The organism is Paenibacillus oryzae (assembly GCF_001675045.1).
Taxonomy (GTDB): Bacteria; Bacillota; Bacilli; order Paenibacillales; family Paenibacillaceae; genus Pristimantibacillus; species Pristimantibacillus oryzae.
This window is the reverse complement of sequence record NZ_LYPA01000032.1, coordinates 141,219-162,731: the sequence shown is the minus strand read 5'-3', so window position 1 is coordinate 162,731 and position 21,513 is coordinate 141,219. Positions and strand designations below refer to the sequence as shown.

At 43.4% G+C, this 21,513-nt stretch carries 14 protein-coding genes and 1 riboswitch; of the genes, 9 read left to right on the top strand and 5 right to left on the bottom strand.

The features are described 5' to 3' along the window. Nucleotides 1–25 precede the first annotated feature (25 nt). From glmM to glmS, 3 genes are all read left to right on the top strand, one after another. Nucleotides 26–1,366, top strand: a complete 1,341-nt coding sequence (gene glmM, locus A7K91_RS05650; protein WP_068680562.1) for a phosphoglucosamine mutase — start codon at nt 26–28, stop codon at nt 1,364–1,366. A 53-nt stretch (nt 1,367–1,419) separates the two neighbouring features. Then, on the top strand, nt 1,420–1,782 hold the full coding sequence (locus A7K91_RS05645; protein ID WP_068680560.1) for an AraC family ligand binding domain-containing protein: 363 nt from the start codon (nt 1,420–1,422) through the stop codon (nt 1,780–1,782). Between the two features lie 508 nt (nt 1,783–2,290). Next, nucleotides 2,291–4,123 carry a glutamine--fructose-6-phosphate transaminase (isomerizing) gene (gene glmS / locus A7K91_RS05640; protein ID WP_068680606.1) on the top strand — a complete coding sequence of 611 codons (1,833 nt, stop codon included), beginning with the start codon at nt 2,291–2,293 and terminating at the stop codon, nt 4,121–4,123. 1,020 nt (nt 4,124–5,143) lie between these two features. Here glmS and A7K91_RS05635 read toward each other — a convergent pair. Next, the gene (locus A7K91_RS05635; RefSeq protein ID WP_068680558.1) at nt 5,144–6,853 is read right to left on the bottom strand and encodes a helix-turn-helix domain-containing protein; all 1,710 of its coding nucleotides are present in this window, start codon (nt 6,851–6,853) and stop codon (nt 5,144–5,146) included. Nucleotides 6,854–8,563: 1,710 nt separating this feature from the next. Between A7K91_RS05635 and A7K91_RS05625 the strand changes: the two genes are divergently transcribed. Further along, complete coding sequence (locus A7K91_RS05625; protein WP_068680553.1) at nt 8,564–12,466, top strand: CHAT domain-containing tetratricopeptide repeat protein; 3,903 nt, start codon at nt 8,564–8,566, stop codon at nt 12,464–12,466. Between the two features lie 457 nt (nt 12,467–12,923). On the opposite strand, the gene A7K91_RS05620 is transcribed toward A7K91_RS05625, so the two are convergent. Both A7K91_RS05620 and A7K91_RS05615 read right to left on the bottom strand, forming a co-directional pair. Beyond that, the gene (locus tag A7K91_RS05620; RefSeq protein WP_068680552.1) at nt 12,924–13,916 is read right to left on the bottom strand and encodes a phosphotransferase enzyme family protein; all 993 of its coding nucleotides are present in this window, start codon (nt 13,914–13,916) and stop codon (nt 12,924–12,926) included. A gap of 37 nt (nt 13,917–13,953) precedes the next feature. Beyond that, the gene (locus A7K91_RS05615) at nt 13,954–14,832 is read right to left on the bottom strand and encodes an AraC family transcriptional regulator (RefSeq protein ID WP_068680551.1); all 879 of its coding nucleotides are present in this window, start codon (nt 14,830–14,832) and stop codon (nt 13,954–13,956) included. 398 nt (nt 14,833–15,230) lie between these two features. Between A7K91_RS05615 and A7K91_RS05610 the strand changes: the two genes are divergently transcribed. Further along, the gene (locus tag A7K91_RS05610) at nt 15,231–16,430 is read left to right on the top strand and encodes an MFS transporter (protein ID WP_068680546.1); all 1,200 of its coding nucleotides are present in this window, start codon (nt 15,231–15,233) and stop codon (nt 16,428–16,430) included. 86 nt (nt 16,431–16,516) lie between these two features. Here A7K91_RS05610 and A7K91_RS05605 read toward each other — a convergent pair whose 3' ends face one another. Continuing rightward, entirely contained in the window at nt 16,517–16,960 is a 444-nt protein-coding gene (locus A7K91_RS05605) for an Lrp/AsnC family transcriptional regulator (protein WP_068680545.1), read from the bottom strand. 170 nt (nt 16,961–17,130) lie between these two features. Here A7K91_RS05605 and A7K91_RS05600 point away from each other — a divergent pair, with 170 nt between their 5' ends. Together A7K91_RS05600 and A7K91_RS05595 are read left to right on the top strand one after the other, a co-directional pair. Further along, entirely contained in the window at nt 17,131–18,303 is a 1,173-nt protein-coding gene (locus tag A7K91_RS05600) for a serine hydrolase domain-containing protein (RefSeq protein ID WP_068680544.1), read from the top strand. 45 nt (nt 18,304–18,348) lie between these two features. Further along, on the top strand, nt 18,349–19,287 hold the full coding sequence (locus A7K91_RS05595) for a tetratricopeptide repeat protein (RefSeq protein WP_082967256.1): 939 nt from the start codon (nt 18,349–18,351) through the stop codon (nt 19,285–19,287). Between the two features lie 100 nt (nt 19,288–19,387). Here A7K91_RS05595 and A7K91_RS26355 read toward each other — a convergent pair whose 3' ends face one another. Beyond that, nucleotides 19,388–19,537: a hypothetical protein gene (locus A7K91_RS26355; protein ID WP_156739342.1), complete on the bottom strand. Its 150-nt coding sequence runs from the start codon at nt 19,535–19,537 to the stop codon at nt 19,388–19,390. A 170-nt stretch (nt 19,538–19,707) separates the two neighbouring features. On the opposite strand from A7K91_RS26355, the gene A7K91_RS05590 reads away from it, so the two are divergent. Then, nucleotides 19,708–20,685 (top strand): alpha/beta hydrolase, encoded by a 978-nt coding sequence (locus A7K91_RS05590; RefSeq protein WP_068680543.1) that lies wholly within the window; start codon nt 19,708–19,710, stop codon nt 20,683–20,685. 12 nt (nt 20,686–20,697) lie between these two features. Then, nucleotides 20,698–20,777: riboswitch (ZMP/ZTP riboswitch) on the top strand. A 65-nt stretch (nt 20,778–20,842) separates the two neighbouring features. After that, on the top strand, nt 20,843–21,454 hold the full coding sequence (locus A7K91_RS05585; RefSeq protein WP_068680538.1) for a DJ-1/PfpI family protein: 612 nt from the start codon (nt 20,843–20,845) through the stop codon (nt 21,452–21,454). Nucleotides 21,455–21,513: the final 59 nt, after the last annotated feature.

Genomic DNA, 21,513 nt, shown 5'->3' with positions numbered 1-21,513 from the left:
TTTGGGAACAGGGGAGTTAGCATTTATGGGGAAATATTTCGGTACGGACGGAGTTCGCGGTGTCGCGAATACAGAATTGACGCCTGAATTGGCTTACAAAATCGGCCGCTGCGGTGGTTATGTGCTGACGCGCACGGCAAGCAAGCCAAAGGTGGTTATCGGACTGGACACGCGAATTTCGGGACCGATGCTGGAAGCGGCGCTTGTTTCCGGTTTATTGTCCATCGGAGCGGACGTGGTGCGCCTTGGCGTTGTTTCCACTCCGGCGGTTGCTTTTCTGACAAAGGAGCTGGGAGCGGACGCGGGCGTTATGATTTCGGCCTCCCATAATCCCGTTGAAGATAACGGCATTAAGTTTTTTGCAGGCGACGGCTTTAAGCTGTCGGATGAAACGGAGCTTGAGATCGAAGCGCTGATTGACGCCGAAAAGGATGAGCTGCCTCGTCCGTCCGGCGGCGATATCGGCTCTGTAACGACGGATACGGAGGCCAAAAGGCGTTATCTCGATTTCCTGAAAACAACGGTTAAGGGCAACTTTAACGGCCTTAAGGTAGTGCTGGATTGCGCTAACGGGGCTGCTTTTGAGCTTGCTCCCGCTATTTTCTGCGAGCTGGGCGCAGATGTGACAACGGTGGGGGCAGAGCCGGATGGCCGCAATATTAATGCAGGCGTAGGCTCCACTCATCCCGAGTTTCTGCGCGAGAAGGTTCTGGAGCTGGGCGCGGACCTGGGCTTGAGCTTTGACGGCGACGCAGACCGCCTTATCGCGATCGACGAAGCGGGCGAAGAGGTGGACGGCGACTTTATTCTTTGTCTGATCGGAGACCGGATGAAGCGGGAGGGCACGCTGGCAAACGACACGGTCGTAACGACAGTGATGGCGAATATCGGCTTTTTCAAAGGTACGGAAGCCATTGGCCTCAAGACGGCCCGCACAGCGGTTGGCGATCGTTACGTGATGGAGGAAATGCGCCGTGGAGGCTATAATCTGGGCGGGGAGCAATCCGGCCATGTTATTTTTCTGGACTACATTACGACGGGCGACGGTATTCTGACTGCGCTTCAGCTTGTGGAAACCGTAACTCTTGGCGGCAAAAAGCTGGGTGAGCTAAAGGGGCTGATGCGCAAATACCCGCAGAAGCTTGTTAATGTTCGCGTGGCGGACAAAAGCTTGTATAACGGCAATGCCGCTATTCAGCAAACGGTTGATCAGGTGGAGGCGGAGCTGGGCGACAACGGGCGCGTGCTGGTTCGTCCATCCGGTACGGAATCGCTGATTCGCGTTATGGCGGAAGGGCCGGACAAGGCGCTGGTTGAGGCGTATGTCGATCAAATTGCCGAGGTGGTCAAGCGCGAGCTGGGCTAACGTATGATCTTAGCACTCGAAAATACGATTGAGTTATTTTGAGGAGTGTTCCATTGAGAATATTTAGTTTTACTAAAGAAACAGGTAAGAAAATAACTCATTTTAATAGCCAGCAAGCCTTTTTTTCGAAAATGATTCGACACGACAAGCCGATTCATATCGGCTGTATCCATGTTGAGGCTAATGGTGTTGTAGGGTCACATCCAGCTACAATCCACCAGCTGTTTCTGGTGGTCAACGGTCGCGGCTGGGTAGTCGGAAATGAAGGCGTTAAATACGATATAGGGCCAGGAATGGCCGCATTTTGGGAGCCGGAGGAAATACATGAATCAGGCTCGGATGAAGGCATGACGGCCATTGTGATTGAAGGCGAGAATCTGGTTCCTGTTATGAACGAAATCCAGTGGTCTAAATGAGCGAGATTGAACGTCGAGAATTCACTTTCTTTGTAGAAATGAGGCGAAACCTGTCCATTTTAGGCGGGGCAGGTTGCGCACGGCGACAAAAATGAATATGATAGGTAGTATGATTCAGGAAGGAAAGCGAGGATAGAGGTTACATGGTACGACAAGCGCCAGAGCTTGCGTGATGAACGAGCTGTTCGGATTGCTGAAGCTGTTCATACCGTAAGCTGACGAGGTGAAGGTGTTCGAAGTATTCGGCGGGGACCTTCCGGTATAGGGCATGCCAACCGTAAGCCGTTACGCAAAAGGATTGGGCGACCGATTCCACAAACGTACGGCGGGCTGCCGCAAATTTAATTTGTATCCTTATGTCCGCGATGCCGCCTGCAGGGCCGGCACGGGAAAAGTTCGACCGGATTTTAAGTATTCGATGACAACTTCATATACAATGCCTGTGCTGCGCAACTGGCCGGCATCCGTGGACGGGGGAAATATACCGTTAACGGAGGTCTGTTTAATTATGTGCGGAATTGTTGGATATATTGGTCATCGCGGCTGTCAGGATATTTTGGTGGAAGGCTTGAAGAAGCTGGAGTATCGGGGGTATGACTCCGCCGGTATTGCCGTGTTTACGGAAAGCGGGCTGGAAATCAAGAAGTCCAAGGGACGTCTTGCGATCCTAGAGGATAAGCTGAAGGGTGAGCCGTTGACTGGCTCTGTCGGCATTGGTCATACACGTTGGGCAACGCACGGCAAGCCCTCCGATGTAAACTCGCATCCCCATACGGATAATTCTGCGAAATTTTCGGTAGTGCATAATGGCATTATCGAAAATTATCTGGATCTGAAAGCCGAGTTGACGGCAAAAGGACATGTTTTTCTGTCGGAAACCGACACAGAGGTTATTTCCCATCTGGTTGCAGATGAATATAAAGGCAATATTGTCGAAGCCGTTCAGCAGGCGGTTAAACGGATGCGCGGAGCGTTCGCGTTGGGCGTTTTGACGGAATACGAGCCGGAAAAGCTGGTAGCCGTTCGTTTCGCCAGTCCGCTCGTAATCGGCGTCGGCGAAGGTGAAAATTTTATCGGGTCCGATATTCCGGCTATTCTGGAGCATACGCGCAACGTCTATATTTTGGACGACGGCGAAATGGCTATCCTGACACGTGAAGGTGTCGAATTGCTGAGTATTGACGGAAAACATATTTCCAAGGAAATATTCCATGTCGATTGGGATCTGGTGACTGCGGAGAAAGCCGGATTCGATCATTTCATGCTGAAAGAAATCCATGAGCAGCCTAAGGCTTATCGTGATACGATGCTTGGCCGAATAGCGGATGACGGTTTGTCGGTCAATCTGAAGGAATTGTCCATGTTGGATGACTATATCCGCTCCATCAGCAAGGTGCATATTGTCGCTTGCGGCACGGCTTACCATGCCGGACTTGTCGGCAAATCGGTCATTGAGTCGCTGGCCCGCATCCCTGTCGAAACGGATGTCGCTTCGGAGTATCGCTACCGCTCGCCGATCATTACGCCAGACACGCTCGTTATCGTTGTTAGCCAATCCGGCGAAACGGCCGACACGCTGGCAGCCTTGCGCGAGGCTCGCCGCAATGGCGCCAAGGTACTCGCTATTACCAACGTGGTGGGCAGCTCGGTTGCCCGCGAAGCCGATGATGTGCTGGTTACATGGGCAGGACCGGAAATCGCGGTTGCGTCCACTAAAGCTTATTCATCGCAACTGATCGCCTTCTACCTGCTGGGCTTGAATCTGGCTCGCGTGCTTGGTACGCAGGAGCAGCAGACCGTAAAGGAACTGATTGCGGCTTTGCATCAGCTGCCTGAGCAGGTTGAATCGATTTTGACTCAATCGGCGGTGTTGAAGCAGGTTGCGGAATCTATGGCGAACCATCGCAGCTTGTTCTTTATCGGTCGCGGCGTTGATTACGCTGTTGCCCAAGAAGGCTCGTTGAAGCTGAAGGAAATTTCTTACATTCACTCTGAGGCTTACGCAGCGGGCGAGCTGAAGCATGGCACCTTGGCGTTGATCGAAGACGGCGTGCCGGTAATTGCTCTGGTAACGCAAGAGGGGCTGTACGAAAAAACGCTTAGCAACATTAAAGAGGTTAAAGCGCGCGGCGCTCATGTCCTGGCGGTTACAAATGCTGGATTCGAGCATGAAGTCGCTCAATCGGTAGACGAGGTCTTCAGCATTCCGAAGACGCTGCCGCTCCTGACTCCTGCTTTGTCGGTTGTTCCTTTGCAGTTGCTTTCCTATTATGCCTCGCTGGCGCTCGGCCATGATGTGGATAAACCGCGGAATTTGGCTAAGAGTGTTACGGTGGAGTAAGGTGTCTGGTGGATGTTGCGTCCGGTGAAATAAAAGTGTGGAACCTGTGAAAAAACTGTGGAACCAGTAAATAATGTTTGGAACCGCAAACGAATTAGAGTTATTAAAACATCTAATGGGTAGCCTGATGAGTTTAATTCGGGCTACCTTATTTTCGTTATTAAGAATTGTTTAAATCATGAAGGCAACGCCGAAATAGTGGGGAAATGGTTAAGTAGGTGGCTCAAAAACATGGTAAGAGTGCAATGTCCTTGTTGCGACTATTTTACTTTTAATAATATAGAAGATGCCCTGCAAACCCGCCACCGACTTACAAGAAATTTTATAGCTGTGGTTTCAGGACTTTCAAGTTGGCTAACGTGTACCTGTATCCATTTGCAGACGTAAAAACAAGCAATACCATGAATTTCAGTCAAAGCCTTACCCCTTACACGGCGGAAGGAAGAGATCGGATATACAAGAAGTTGTGACCGGATATTGGGCGGGAACTCGTAAAGCTGTTGGAATCAAATCTTCCGAACCGCAGTGTCGAGTATATGGATAACCGAATGAGTCGCTACAGCATGAGGATGGGGAAGTACGAGATTAATGGCATTTGTCTTTTTGCTAATGACGTTCACTGTCATCACTACGTACCTTTACATCTAGGAGGCAGTGATAACCGAGCCTATGGTCAAGTTGATTAACCAATACCGCAACAAGTGTGGACTAAAAACGATCTAACTTTTTTAGGAGTAACGTGGAAGCTATGATTAAGTAATTTCATTTAGATGGAACGCCGGATGCGGGGAAACTCGAACGTCCGGTATGAAGCAGGGGAAAAGCTGGAGATAACTTCAAAGGCGTACCTATTGCGACTGTTAGTTTAACAAGAACAGCGGCAGTCTAGAACTTTATTTTATTGTCCTTGGCTGCCGCTGCTTTCTATTAATGCCTCAGTCTAATCTTATTATGCTAAAGCTGACGATTCTTCGATCCAAAAACCCGCTAAATCAACAACCCCATATTTTCTCCATACACCTACTCCATCAACTCAAATGGCATGTATTCATATGTTGAATACATCACTGGGATTGTAATATCCAATATTTGCGCAACTTTCGTTCGATGACGTCCATCGATATACGTTGTCTCGTAGCCAGGATTATTAATGACTGTAATCGATCCCATTCTTTCATACCCACCGTATTCCTGAATGTAGTAAAAAAGCTGTCGTGCTCCTTCTAGATCATCATGAGTGAACTTCTGAGCCATAGAAGCAAGAAGTTCAGGGTGCTTAATTTGGAACTCACTAGAGCGCCCCATATTTCGAATCTCATCATCACTTAGAAAACTCAGTAACCACTCCCTAGCACGCCAAACCCTTGCAATGTCACTGCATTTGACACATCCATAGTTTGGATCTGGAGCAATGCCCGTCACAAGTGGGCAGCCGTCTCCCTTCCATTCTCCACATCGATCATTACCAGGCTTTTTACTAAAAGGATCCGGCAAATCTTTAGCTCTAACAATATAACGGTAGGTGCGACTTTTACTGCTTTGCTTTTCGAGTAATTCCAACTTTGATTCCTTCCACTGAGGTCCGTTTGGAAAAAGCATAATTTCAAAGTAACGCTCCGCCCCTTCGTCCACTTGACGTTCCATGAAGCAAATTTCAGGATACTTATGCCCTTTTCTTTGCTTGGGCAGCTCCCCCCAATAAAAGCGATCTTTCAGAATCGTTTCAACGAGTGCTGGAATGAAGTTTTCACAATTGTTGGTCACGCTGGTTCCGATGATATTTTCTAAAACGACCGTGTAGCGACCATTAGCCACTTCATCCTCTTCATAAATTTCGACCCAAAAAGTAGCCGGCCCGTTAAAACCGAGCGCAGTAAAGGGGAAAACATTGATAGGGTGATCATTCATTTCATCCATCAGATAACGAACGAGTTCTTTTTTAAATCTCGTGACCTTGCTTTCAGCTGCCTCTTGCCAGCCGATCCGCATACCACGATACCACTTCCACATGTCGTTCATCAGCATAACAAAGCCCTGCAGGTCTTCCTCTTTTCGTCCATACATCCCATCAAGAACACCTTCACGTTGTATAGCAGCCAGTGCAGTACTGATATCGGATGGGTGATAAAGAGACGGTGCCCCAATTAAATCCTTCTCTTCACAGTCAAAAGCCTTTGCCAGCTTTAAGCGTTCTTTCTCGGTCATAATTCGCGTTCCAGTTTCAATTGCACTCAAACGTGAGAGTGGAATCCTAGATTTATCAGCGATCTCCTCAATTGTGCGTCCTGTTTTACGGCGTATATCGCCGATTTTAACGACTTTAACCGACTGTGGCTCCTTTACCATTAAACGGAGCTCTAGTGCGTCTCTGAGCGTCTCTGAGAAGTTAATAGACAGCCTTTCTGCTATATCGTTTAGAGTTTTGTCGATCAAAACGTTTTTTCGAACGTTTTTGTTTTGTGCATTTGAACGTACGGACGCCATAAACGCTATAAATGACAAAAACGATTTCGCCGGATATTCCTTGGACAACTGAACAATGCTCTTCGGTTCTGGGATCGCCTCATTTGCAACCTCAAGTCCGAATAAATGTTCTGTTAATCCAACCTGTACTACCTCTTGAATGGAATCCTCGTTGTCGTACTGAACTTCCAGCGGGGCAAGATCTGGAAACACGACCTTGTCGTTTTCTAAATCGAGATACCCCCAATACGTGTAGATGTCTTTCAAGAAAACTCCCCCTTATTTTATTTATACAGATTATTTATGCGCATCTTTATGATAATTCATCATCATACCATCAGTCAATTCATATGCGCATTCGTAGTGTGTATTGAATTTATGTCAATATCAATTAAAAAAACCGCCCCTCATGAGACGGTTGTCAGAAGATAATAATAAAGTTCTAGACTGAAAAATAAAGTGATAACCGAGCAAATAAAGTTGTAGACTGAAGTGCGACGAGGGTAGCAGTATTATGTCAAAAAAAAAGAAAATCTCTAGTCTAAAGTAGGCTGAGATTTTCTTTTTTCTTTCTTTCATCATCGATCTCATCAACTGCCGGGGGTAAGTACTTGTCCGTATCATAAGCAACCACTCGCTATAAGTAATATTAACTATGCGACTCAAAATCATAAGTTTGAGTTTGTAGCATTATCTAAGATAGGTGAACAATATTTTCCAGTGATTGATGTAGATTCAATGTGGTTAGAGAAACTTGAAAATATTTCGAGCAGTCACTGTCATTGCTACTGACTTCTCCAAAAAGTAGATTATGTTAATCAAGTAATTATACTTGGTAAAGAATCAATATTAGAATTCGTTAAAAATATTGGAATGAATTCAGATGTTTTCGAATCGATGGCTTCACTTATGCACCACTTCCCTGCAGTTTTCCAAGAAGATGGCTTACTAATTCTTTCAAAGCATCAACTAGATGTGGGTGGATCGCAGTTACTATCTGGAGTGAATACAAATTATTATTTGGTTACATGTCTTCAGTATTATTTATTGGTTGATACTGAGGAGCGCTACCGAATGAGTTGTACCAAGCAATTTGGATTTTACTTGATGCAATTGTGGAAACGGCGTCTTCTGAAGCATACTACCTTCGAGAGCATTTAATTAGGTCACGTCGAATTACTATTGTTAGATGAAACCTTTTTCTAAAAAGTAATGGTCTGATAGTGTCTTAGCGGCGTGCTGAGCATAGTAGCTCATTTAAAGGCTAAGGCATAGTATTCTTTTTTATCGGCAGTCTTACCGAAACCTTTCTTATAGTAAGTAAAATCAGATAAAGACAAAGCTATTGGAAGTTCTCCAATGATAGTTACTAAATCTTGTCGGGCTGGGTATTGCAGTATAGCTGCTATGCCCAGCTCTTGTTTATTTTACTTTACTTTACTCTGAGAAGTAATTGGAAAATGTGTGAATAAAGTAGGGTTTTTGTGGAAAATGTCGAATGTAATTCGGATGCCGTGCATTAGTGACATAGGCCGAAGTCAGTTTACTCCTTAGTCTTTAATGATGTTTGAAAAACAGAAATGTGTTATTTAGAGCAGGGAAGTCTGGTGTTGCCTTTTGGAAAAAGGAAAGGCTCCATTGATTAAACTTAATCTATTTGAAAACTGTCTGGATTTTATTCAGTATGCAATCAATCAAATAAAAGCAGAGTCGACGGAGTACAGCATAAAGTATGCAGTACTCCATCTAGCATCTGGTGTCGAACTCGTGCTCAAATATCGTCTAGAGAGGGAGCATTGGTCACTTATTTTTTAAAGTTACTGGCCAAGCAAGCCGTTCTGCCCTTGAGACTGGAGATTTCAAAAGCGTTTATTTTAGTAGCTGCGTCAGTCGGCTTAGTATGAATGGTACATACAAAGGACATTATGAGGTTGGGAGAGACTCGCTCCCAAATTATTTTTAAGTAGGGGAGATCATATGGAGAAGATATCTGAGGAAGCATACACTGTCATACTAGATTCAACTCAGCAGATTAACCGAGTAATTTTAAACTTACTTGCAGAATTACTAATTTATGAAAGTGGAATTATACAACTACTTTCTTTTCATAACGAAAGATTTAACTTTAAGCAAATATTACAGACCCTTGAAAATGATAGTGAACGCCTAGGTATTGAGGTAAATCAAGTTAAGCAGAGAATTAACTTAGTACAGTGTAACTCTATTCAAATAGAAGATATATTTGCATCGTTAAGTGAAGTGGAAAAAAATGACCTGGTTGTATTATTAGGTGGAGAGCGATTGTTTAACAGCTTAAAGGGGGAAGGTATTTTTGTTAAACAATACTCCGACATGTCGTTTCGTTCATTTCAACAGGAACAGTTACCTTGGCAAGAAATCGTGGATAATATACATGAGATTCACAAGAGTTTACAATTACAGGTACAAAAATTCGTTTGTGTAATCACTACCGAGACAAGCTGTTTTGATAAAATTACAGAGCTATTTCAGGCTAATGAAGAACCAGAGATTTTTTATATCGCTATAGAAAATGATAATAGCGCTGAGATATACAATAGCATTATTAAAACTATCTCGACCGGCAGTTTGAAAGAGAGTTTAGAATTCATAACAAGGTATGAAGAAGATATTTCACAAAAATTGATTAGTTACTACTACGCAAAAGCTTATGAATTTAATGGGTTACGAAAAGAAGCGATTGAGATGTATAAGTCCGTGATTGATATTTTAAACTCAGAGGAAAAGGTCTATTTGGCAGAATTATTGCTATATGATAGAAAAGCTGAAGAAGCATATAAGATACTAAAACAAACTTATCAGATTGACCCTTGGTCGAAAAATATAATGAAAGCATTAATTAAAACTTCTAAAAGCCTGGAAAGTGTTGAGCATGAAAAGTGGATAGAAGAAGCAATTAATAATAACCATCAGGATGAGTATGTTCTACAGGAAATTGGGAATTTCTTTATGAATAACGGACGTTTTTCAGATGCCTCTATAATATGGAGAAAACTATACAACGTTACAAAAAATCCATATTTCGAAATGATGGATCGATATTGTTATATTTACGACAAGGATGTCAAAAGGGAGACGGCAGAAGAAGTCTTACAGGACGTAGCACGCAATTATCCACAACTCCAGGATGAAGTTTTATTTAGGCTTGGTTTAGTTTGTTTAAACAAGTACGATAGTCCATTAAAAAGTTTCCAGTACTTAATTAAATTATCAAATGACTCTGAAAGTAGAAATGCCTCCGAAGGTGCCCTACTAAGGATGAAAATCCTTCAGGATCCAAATACAGCGGTCAGGGCTCTTGGAAAAATTAAGCCCTTTCAGAATGAGAATCATGCAGATAGATTAGCAAATACAATTGTAGATGAATTAATTAAAGATATTTATGTACTAGCAAATAATGATGTAGGGTATCTTAAGTGGGGAAATTTTATCGAAAGAGCACAATCGGAGGATAGTTGGAAAGAACACCTATCTATAAAGCTTTCTAAAGAGTTAGCAAAATGGGTAGCTGTTAGCATAACTCCGAGAGAAGAATCACTTAGTGAAGACAAAACTGATGGAATAAGCGTTAAGACTATTATTGGTAACTTACGATTAGCTAAGACAGGGATACCTCAGGAACTAGAAATAGACGAACAAGAATTTACTGAAAATGCTATTAAAGTGTTAAGTGCTTTAGGCACAGTATACGATCAACTTTTGGGAAGATACGAGGCTTCAATCATCCTGTCATTAGTTGGAAAAAACCAGCTAGCTAATGATCATGCACTCACAATACTTCAGTTATCTTCTAGAATTAAAGATGACCATGAAAGAAAAGTAACAAAAATATTAGGGCTTGTCGCTTGGGGAAATTCACAATATAGATTAGGCAACCATATTGAAGGTTTAAGTTGTCTTATTTCGGTAATACCATTTGCCTTAAAGTTATCAATAATCCAACCATTAATGGATTCAAGTAATATCATAACTAGGTGGGTAATTGAGCACGCTGATACTTTTACGGATGCGGATAGAAAAAATGCCTCTGATTTTATTAGTAAATTTGGTGGAGTGACTGAAAAAGATGGTTTGTTTGCCATTGAATCTTCAATGCTGCAAGGGGATTGGAACAGCGCGTATCAATTATTAAAACCACGCGTTGAAAAGTATGATTTTTCATCAGAATGGTCGGGCCATTTTGCAAATTTAATTGCTGCACTCGTGAGACTTGATAGAGAAGAAGAGGCAGTTGAGTTGATAAACAAGTATTACAATGAAGCAATTATTGGGATGGAAAAGCGTAAAGACATAAGATTTCGTGCTTTGCTTAGCTGGTCCCAAATACTATTCTTTAATATGAGTAAGTTAGGGGTGGAAGCAATAAGGCTAGCAGTAACTTTGCTAACAACTGCAATTCAAGATGTAGAGTCAAAACGGCAAAATGTTCATCATAAAACTGAGCGTGCGGCCATTACTGCAGAGGCAAATGATGTATACAAATTATATTTGGATATGCAAGGTATTATATATATCACTGAAGGGTTTAGTCTCGAGGAAAAACACAGGGCAAAATTAGAGCTAATTAAAATGTTTGCAGTTTTATCGCCTAGAACACTAATTGAGCAACTTGATTATTCTAATACTTCTAACAGAGAAATAGATGATCTTAAACTAGAATATGATGTTTTGTTTGATGAGGTTAGTCGTATTCAAGACTATAGATTAGAGGAAAACATTAACAAAATTGAGTACTTCAATAGTATAAAGGAACAATTAACAAAAAATCATCCTCATTTTCAGGCGTTACCACTCTTCACAATTAAGGATATTGATGAAGTTAGGGGTATTTTGAAAATAGATGAAGTGTTTTTTAAATATATTATTACCAGTTTCGGTGTTGTCACATTACTGGTGGATAAAGAATCGGAATTTGTAACCTACAGACTAGGTAAGATTACTAAGTTAAAGCATTTGGATGAACTACTATTTCAACAATTAAGTGTTCAGCCAAACAATGAAACAGAAGAACAAATCAAGAAAATTTGTAGTGAATTATCAATTGAAATTTACGGTTCTTTGATACATCGTTTACAAGCGCAAGATATTAAAAAGGTGTATGTGTCCCCGGATATTACATTGAAGGCATTCTCAACTAGTTTAATTAGGTTTGAAAATGAATGGGTAATTTCAAAACTAGATAATATAAGTAATATTATTGATATGGGATATCTTTTAAGAAGTACTTCTAAGAAATCTGAAACTAATACAACACTATTTGCTATTGGAGCGTCTAATTCAGGGAGTGATGCTGCAATACCGCGTGCTAAAAGTTTTGCACAGTCACATGCATCGAATAAGCTAATTGTTCTGGATGATTTCGGTAAACACAATTCGGACCTGTTTTCAACTTGTAAAACAGTAAGACCCAAGACACTGGCAATAATTGCACACGGCGTACCAGACCCAAACTCTGACCTTTATAGCGGTGCTTTTTCAGTACACGGTACAGATGCCTCTTTATCAGCAGATGATATCTCGGATCTGTGTGACTATACTGATGAATTGATATTATTTACATGTAGAAGTGGAAATGCTGTAGGTAAACACTTAGAATCCAGCACTGGCGTATTGAGTTTTGTCCTAGGTAAGAAAATAGGAAGTATGATTTTGTGTAAATGGGATGTAGATGTACGGCCTTGCTTAGAGTTGCTTGGTCACTTTTCATTAGATGAAAATCATGAAAAACCATTGTATTTGATGCTAAGTTCTGGGCAAAGGGAGCTCATTAAGTCAAAGGATTACAGTCACCCTGTATATTGGGCGGGGTTTGAATTGTGGGGGAAAAATGAGGAACGATAACCACTTAAACAATAGATACCAACATTCTTTAAATGATAGACTTTGGTGGTTCCAGACATTTTATTGTCCGTATTTATTAAGTTCCTTGGTAGATTCAATATAATCAACAAAATTGCTTCCACAGTTTTATTTTACCTGACAGATATTGCGTCCCAGTCTAATAAAGTATTAGACCTTCTCTTATCAAAACCTAAAACTAAAAAAATCAAATAAAGGGTTTCACATATTATGTATGACTAATATGTGGAACTCTTTATGTTTAACTACTAAAAACTATTTTGTCCATAAGTTACACATGTTATGATCTTCAAGTTCTAAACAACAGTAAATGGGCATCCCCATTCAAATTGAGTTGGAATGCCCACTTTTGAAAACAGTTACTATACCATTTGCTTTTGTCGATTCAACTTTCTTCGTAGCTTTCCTCGAAATCCTAAAATCAGTGTCGAATTGCTTATCACTCCCAAAATGGTGTGCCTGTAAATAAAAACCCTTCTGTATTTGTATACCTGCCAAATTCACGAGATGCACACTTTTTAACATGCGTCGGCAGCCAATTGCTTGATTCTGGCATACCAAGAGCGTTCCTCATCCCGATTAGCACTAGCGAAATAAATAATGCTTCTATTTGTGACACATAATCATTTGGTAGCGGAAAGTGCTTTCCATACCAATCAATGTATTGCTGTCTGGCATTGGGATGAATAAAGGTAAATGTGATGGCCAAGTCAGTGAGAAAAGGACCGAATACACACGCGCCAAAGTCAATTGGACATGCAACACCTTCTAAAAACACGATATTGGGAGGAACGATATCACCATGTAATACGCCCCAGGTCAACTGATTTTTAGGGAGAGTGTCGAGCAGGGCCATCGCTTTTTCCCCAGCGGCATCAAGGATCTGAACATCATGTGCATCTAATAACCCTTCCCGCACCTGCTGCTTAAGCAAGTCCAAAGCATTTTGTATGCGTTCGCGATTAACTATTGGGCGGACAAAAGATGAAGGGGGTTGCCACCTACTGGCATGATGGTGCAAAGCTGCCATCATTTCAGCGGTGGATTTCAATTCTTGCTCGCTGGTAAAGTATTGTTTTATCTCGCCTTCCACCCAACTGATCATCGTGCAATTTGTATCGTCAACTTGTGTAACATATGACCCATGCTGATTGCGTTTTGGCACAGGGAGGTTGAGATTAGTATCGCGGTTAAGCGCATTCAGCCAATCCATCTCAGAAGCTAGCACATCTGGGTGCGTCCACATCTTTTCAAGCGTACTGATTTTAGATTTGTGAACACGCAGGCTGTATAACATTCCACAATTATCTTCAATTTTAAAAATAGCCGCACCACTTTGAGCTACTGACGATACGGATACAACATTTATATCGTACTGTGCAAGCGCATGCTGCGCAATGATTGCATTATCCATTCGGTTTACACTTTCCATAAGAAATCTCCCCTAACACTAAGGTAATAATTGGGTACTACGCCTGCGACTCACTTTTTTTAACGACAGGAATCCAAATTTCCATTTCGTACATGCCGTTGCCTCTATCATAGGTCATTTCAAACTCAGGGCCACTTGTGAAATGATAATCACAGGTCGGAAACCATTCCCTCCATATACGTCTCCACAATTCATGAATGTCGTTTTCTCCGTCGGGATTTATACCAGTTGAAAAAATAGCATACGTTTGTGGGGGAATTTGAAGCTTTTCAAACCCTTGCGGCAATTCATGCTCAGGCAAGAAATAACCGATCATGTAGGAGAAGCACTCACTGTTGTTGTTGTATAATACCGCATGGATCTGGCCATGTTCCCCCAAACCTGCAGCGGCACGGATTCGCTTTACTGTTCCGTTGGATTTGCATTTCTCCCAAAATTTTGGTATTTCAATAAACGGATTCTCGCCAGCTGCATTAATCAGAGTTGAAACACCAAACATAGCAAAACCTTGTATCTCCTCCATTTTGTAATTCATCTCGACATCTCCTCGAATCGAAATATGAAAGGTTAGCCGAGGATAGGCCTTGAGTGAAACACCTTTGTCGCGCGCTGACATTGGCATCACACCATGCATTTTTTTAAACGCCCTGGAAAATGCCTCAGGTGATTCATAGCCGTACTTGAATGCCACATCGATGACTTTTATTCCGCTACTTTGCAGTTCAAATGCGGCTAGGGTGAGGCGCCTGCGCCGAATATACTCTGCCAGCGGAACATTTGTGATGAATGAAAACATCCGCTGAAAATTGTAAGTTGAACAACTGGCTATTCTAGCCACCTGCTCGTAATCTATTGTTTCAGACAGGTGTGTTTCGACATATTCCATTGCGTTATTCATGCGGTCTAGCCAATCCATTCAAATCCTTCTTTCAAGTTGAATTATAGGTAATGGCGGGAAATGGAGCCTAGCAATCCTTGCACAAAAATATCATGGTTGCTAGTACTCAATGAAGCACAACTAAAATATATCGTAAATCTGGGCATAAGCAAGTCTAATTAATGAAAAATAAAGGTTACCGCCAAGCCGATGAAATTCAGGTTTCCCCCCTGATTTTCGCTCGGCTTTTTCGTGGTTTTTTTGCGATTTTTTTTTGGCTTTTAAAATCAATGAATTTCTATAAAAACAAAAGTGTTTTCCTCTTATTTCAGTTTATGTTCCTTTAATCATCCATGTAAAGGAGAGCCTTATTTTAATAATCTTATACAGAAGCATAGCCTTTACATGCGGCAAAAAATGATTAAAGGAGATTTTTTATGAATTCAAGCACTGTACGTATAAGTAAAGGTCGTAAAATTGTTCCAACTGCCAACCGACTTCCGTGGGCGGGGCTGCTAGCTTTAGCGATGGCGGGTTTCATCTGCATTCTTACGGAAAGTCTGCCTGCCGGCTTGCTGCCGCAAATTGCACAGGATCTCGGAGTCAGCGAAGCCTTTGCTGGGCAATTGGTTACCCTGTATGCGGTCGGCTCTCTACTGGCCGCTATTCCTTTGACTACAGCTACGCGCGGGTGGAGGCGCCGTCCGCTTCTGCTGCTGTGCATCATCGGTTTTTTTGTATTTAATACCATCACCGCGTTATCCTCCATTTATGTGCTGACGCTTGCTGGGCGTTTCTTCGCAGGCGTTTCGGCTGGTGTTCTGTGGGGGATGACGGCCGGTTATGCACGGCGCATGGTACCTGATTCGCTGAAAGGAAAAGCGATGGCGGTTGCCATGGTCGGCACCCCGCTGGCGTTGGCGCTGGGCGTTCCGCTTGGCACTTTTTTTGGAGCATATGCAGGATGGCGCCTCATTTTCGGAACCATTTCATTATTGACGGCAGCACTTATTGGCTGGGTGCTCTGGAAGGTGCCGGATTTTGCCGGTGAACCAGCCGGTGATCGGCTCCCTCTTCAAAAGGTTTTCCTTATTCCCGGGATAAGAACGATTTTATTTGTCGTTTTGGGATGGGTGCTGGCTCATAACATTTTGTACACGTATATTGCACCGTTTCTTAAGGAAACGGCATTTGCTCAGCGAGTGGATTTGGTTTTGTTTATTTTCGGATTGACCTCGGTTGTTGGCATTTGGCTAGTAGGCTTACTAATTGACCGCTGGCTAAGAATGCTGGTTTTAATCAGCCTTACAGGATTTGTTCTGGCTTCAGCAGCTCTAGGAATCGGAATGAATCAACCTGCACTGCTCATTTTTGGCATTACAGTTTGGGGGCTAACGTTTGGCGGGGCAGCCACTTTATTGCAAACAGCCATCGCTCAAGCTGGGGGCAAAAGCGCAGATATAGCTCAATCCATGCTGGTTACTGTGTGGAATGTGGCTATTGGCGGAGGAGGTATTGTCGGCGGGCTTCTTCTTGAACGGCTTGGGGTCGTATTCCTTCCAGGGGTATTGGCCATTCTGCTGCTGCCCTCTATATTTGCGGTTTTGCGATCTAAAAAGCACGGCTTTCCTTCTTAAAGGAACCTCTTCGTAGATGCAACATAAGCAAAAAAATGAATTCGTCAAATGACGGATTCATTTTTTGGGGGATTAGAGGAGTGCTCTTACGCAAGTAAGTCCGCTTCTCCGATGAGATTTTTGTAGGCAATTGGCGAAGACATAACAATCATGGTCGTATAGGTTCCGTATTGATCGCACCGGTTTTCAAACTCCTCCAGCATCTTGGTTGTTTCTGTGAGCACCTTTAATAAATAATTATGCTCTCCGCTTATCCGGTGACATTCTATGACCTCTGGCGATAAACGGCAAAAATCAAGGAAGGGATTGCAATTACGGGTCCGAACAAGCATATAGGCTGTACATTGTTTGCCTATTTTTTGCGAATCAATGGCGGTCCGGTATTCCTCAATAACGCCTTTTTCTTCCATGCGCTTAACTCGTTCTGTAACAGCAGGCTGAGATAGTCCCACCAGCTTGCCTACATCTGTCATTGATAATCTTGCCTGATTTTGCATATGGAGCAGGATGCTTTTATCAATTTCGTCCAATAGTAGCATCTCCTTTGTTTTGAAAGTTATTTCTTGCAAATACCTTTAGAATCATTGTTAGTTGCTTTATATAGCTTGTTTGTTTCATGTAAAGCGCCGGAAATAATTAATATAATAAACGCAATTGCTATAACTAATCAAGTAAATAACAACAGGAGAGGGAGAGAAGCATGAGAACAATAGATCTGGATTTGCTGCATAAGGATGTAAATGAGGTCATTGACCGCACATTAGAGGAAAAGAGGATTGTGGGTACCGTCGTCCAAATTACATCAGGCGGCGAGCTTGTTTACAATAGGGCTGCCGGTTGGGCCGATCGCGAGCAGAAAAGGCCAATGCAGGAAAATGCATTGTTTAGATTTGCTTCTGTAACCAAGCCGATTGTGTCAACGGCAGCCCTGGTATTAATATCGCAAGGGAAATTGCATTTAAGCGATCTGGTGGAAAACTGGCTGCCAGCTTTTCGTCCCAAGCTGACAACCGGACAATATGCCTCAGTAACCATTCGCCATTTAATGACGCATACTGCCGGTTTGACCTACCGTTTCTTTCAGGAAGAAGCGGGATCATATGAGCTTGCCGGGGTATCGGACGGCATGGATTTGGCGGGAATTACGCTTGAGGAGAATTTGCGAAGACTGGCTTCTGTCCCGCTTTTATATGAGCCAGGGAAGATGTGGAGGTATTCCATAGCAACCGATGTGCTTGGAGCGGTTATCGAAAAGGTAACGGGATTACCGCTAAGTGAAGCTGTACGTTTGCTTGTCACTCATCCTCTTTCAATGATGGATACGGATTTCACAGCTGTGGATATGGACAGATTAACCGCGGCTTACGCAGATTGTGCCGGAAAGCCGCGACGCTTGCAGGATTTTGATACCATTCCTTTCCTGGAGGGGACGGCAGGCTTCCTTCTTTCACCGGACAGGTTCACGGATAAGACGGCTTATCCATCTGGAGGAGCCGGAATGGTCGGCAGCGCAGGAGATTTTATTAAACTGTTGGAGGCATTGCGGCAGGGAGGAAATCCGATTTTGCCCGAGGCGCTTGTCGCAGAAATGACAACCAATCAAATTGGCGACCTTGTGATGCCCTATTGGCCGGGGAGAGGCTTTGGGCTTGGCTTCACACTGCTTAAAGACTCAGGAGCTGCCAATACGCCGGAATCGCCGGGAACTTGGCGAATGGGCGGCACCTATGGTCATTCCTGGTTTGTTGATCCGTGCGAGGAGCTTAGTGTTGTAGCGTTTACCAATACAGCGCTTGAAGGAATGTCGGGCAGGTTTACAACGGAGCTGTGCGAATCTGTTTATAGAGGGATTCGAGAAAAACTCACCCATTGAGCTGTACGTATCTGTATACTGATTATAACGAATCGTATGCAGGGGGTGTACAACCTGAATACCAATCAAAGAGCGATTGAGCTTTATGAAAAAAGTCTTTATACGGAAGCGTTGGCGGCTTTTGAGCTGGCCGTGGAGGAGTCCAGAAATGTACAATCCTTAACAAACCTTGCCTGGTTTTATTATCATGAAGAGGGTAAAAGCCAGCAGGCTGAGGAGCTGTTAGCTGAGGCGCTGCAAATGGCTCCGTACTCTCATTTTCCTTTTAGCCTGTCAGGCGAAATCTATGTTGAACAAAAGGAGTGGGAGAAGGCTTATCGCCTGCTTTTGCAAGCCATTCAACTAACGCCAACAACGGAAGCTTTTCATAACCTGGCAATTGCCAGTTATTATTTAGGCAAGCTGGAGGAGGCCGCAGCGTATTTTCGGAAGGGCTCCAAATCGGTGTCCGATTATTCCATGTACAATCATGTGAAATGCTTGATTGAACTGGGAAGGGTGATAGAGGCCAAGGAGAAACTGGATGCTTTTGACGAAAACGATGGTGAATTTGCAGGCAGTGTTGAGGTGGCCGAGCTTTATCTGGAAATGAAGCTGTATCGCGAGGCCGCTATCTGGTTCCAAAAAGGATGGGGCAGCTATTACAAGCAGCCCGGATGGGTTGAAGGCTACATCTATTCACTGTTCAAGCTGAATCAGATGGAAACCGCCGAACAACTACTAAGAGAAGTGATGGAAGAGAAGCAACGGGACATACAGGACAGCGAGCTGGAGGAATGTGACGAAACGTGGACCCTTGCCGATAAAACAGCCTATATTGAACAGCTGAACCGTGAGCTTAGCCGCTACGAATCTTTATTGGAGCGTGTGTCATCCGACGGGTATACCCCCAAAGCAGAGTTTACTCCGTCCTTGTATTCGGGCTGTTATTTATTTGGCTGTATGCGGCATAATCATGCTCCATATGGGCCGCCACAGGAGTAGCAATAGTAACGACAGTCTAAGCTTATTTCATCTTAGGCTGTCGTTGCTTGCCTTATGGAAGGTCCCATTTGGAATTGGAGCTATTCCGATTTATCCCGTTCTAACCCGTTGATGGGCTGTTAGGCACATGGCCTTTCTGATTGGTATTTTCGTCTGTCGAGGCAGCAACGTTATTTTCGGCTTCCCTGGATTGCTTGGCAAAAGCCTGATTTTTGGCTTCCATCGACTTGTGTTTATTGTGAGCCATCATGTGTTCCCTCCTTCAACTGTAATTGCCTTAAATTATTCGGCATTTTAGGTTACCCCAATCTCAAGGAGATTAATGGGGATATTGGTATCCTCTCATCGTTACATTCAGGTATACTGGAATGGAACAAGCGTAATGAACTCAGTTTGTCATCAGAGAGGAACGTTACATATATGGACAGGGCTAAAGCTTATAATCAGACGGAAACGTACTGGAAGCAATACCAGACGTTTTTCTCTGAGGAAATGAAGATAAATGAACATAATGCACCGTCGGAAGAATGGATGGTTTGGAACCATGTTCATGTCCATCTGGACCGTATGGCTGTTCCACATGCTGCCTTAAAAATTATTTTGATCCACGGGGCTGGAGGCAATGGCAGAATGCTGGCGCCTTATGCGCGTATGCTGCAAAATTACGGTTATGAGGTCGTGTCGCCTGATCTTCCGCCTTATGGTTTAAGCTATGCCGATTCCATAAAAGCATTGGATTATCAGCTCTGGATTAACATCATTAATGAATTGATCAATCGGGAATTAGAAAAGGATGGCAAGCCCGTTATTTTGTTAGGCACCAGCATTGGCGGCATGCTGGCCTATCACGCGGCTGTACAAAGCAAGCGGGTTAAAGGGTTAATTGCAACAACATTTGTAGATACAAGCGATGTCAAGGTTCGCGATCAACTGGCCCCTAACAAGCTGATCAGCCGCGCAGGAAAAATGATTATGGACAAATTTTCGTATTTATTAGACTCCTTTCCTATTTCTATAAAGCATGTATCGCGCATGAATTTGATTACGAATAACGATGCTTTGACCAAGCTTATTATGAATGACAAGCAAGCGGCGGGCGTACAAATTCCTCTTCGCCTATTAAGAACGTTTTTAAACAGGAAGCCGATTCTGAAGCCGGAGGAGTTTGATTGTTGTCCGGTATTGCTTGTGCATCCCCAAGTAGATCCGAAGACCCCGTTTAGCTATAGCAAATCTTTTTACGACAAAATTAAAGGCAAAAAAGAATGCGTTATTTTAGAGGGCGCCGGCCATTTTCCCATTGAGCAGCCAGGGCTGGAGCAGATGGGTGCTGCCGTGCTTTCTTTTTTGAAAACGATAGAGGAGGGCCTTGCCAAAAATGGAGGGCGTTGTGTATAATGTCAGTAAATAAATGGTAGGTGTAACTGGCGAAGCGTGGAGCACCACGGGGGAGCACCTATTTTCATAAGCCGTTCGCCTGGGCAAAGTATTTGATCCTGAACGATCAGATGCTTTTTTTGTTTCCATTCATAGTTGAAGGGGCAGGTGTCAGGGAATGAAAATCGCTTATATCCTTTTTGACAAGATGACGACCTTGGATTTTATTGGTTTTTATGATGCGGTATCCTGGCTGAACATTTTTAAGGTGAAGGAGGATATGTCGTGGGATCTCTGTGCAAATAAGGAGGAAGTTGTAGATGACCGGGGCATGACCATAAAGGTTAAGCATGTGTACCCCGATCTATCCCAATATGATCTGATTTTTATTCCAGGCGGCATGTCCACGAGAGAGCTGAGATACGATACAACGTTTATGTCCTGGATTGGAAGCGCTCGCGATGTGGAGTACAAGGTGTCTGTTTGTACGGGGGCGTTGCTTTTGGGCGCTGCGGGATTTTTGAGCGGTAAAAAGGCGACAACGAACCCTTCCGCATATGATTTATTGGCTCCTTATTGCTCGGAGGTTGTTAAAGCGCGTGTAGTACGGGACGGAAATACATTTACGGGAGGCGGCGTTTCAGCTTCAATAGATTTAGGGCTGTATCTTGTGGAGTCATTCTCCGATAAGGAGATGGCGGAAAAGGTTCAAAAGGTGATGGATTATCCTTATTATCAGGCAGGGAAATTATTAGATGTTTTTATGCCTAACCGCAATGATACTACGTAATAATCGTTTGAGTATTGTGAAGGGAGTTTGTTCTATGTAGAATCGACTCCCTCCAGCGT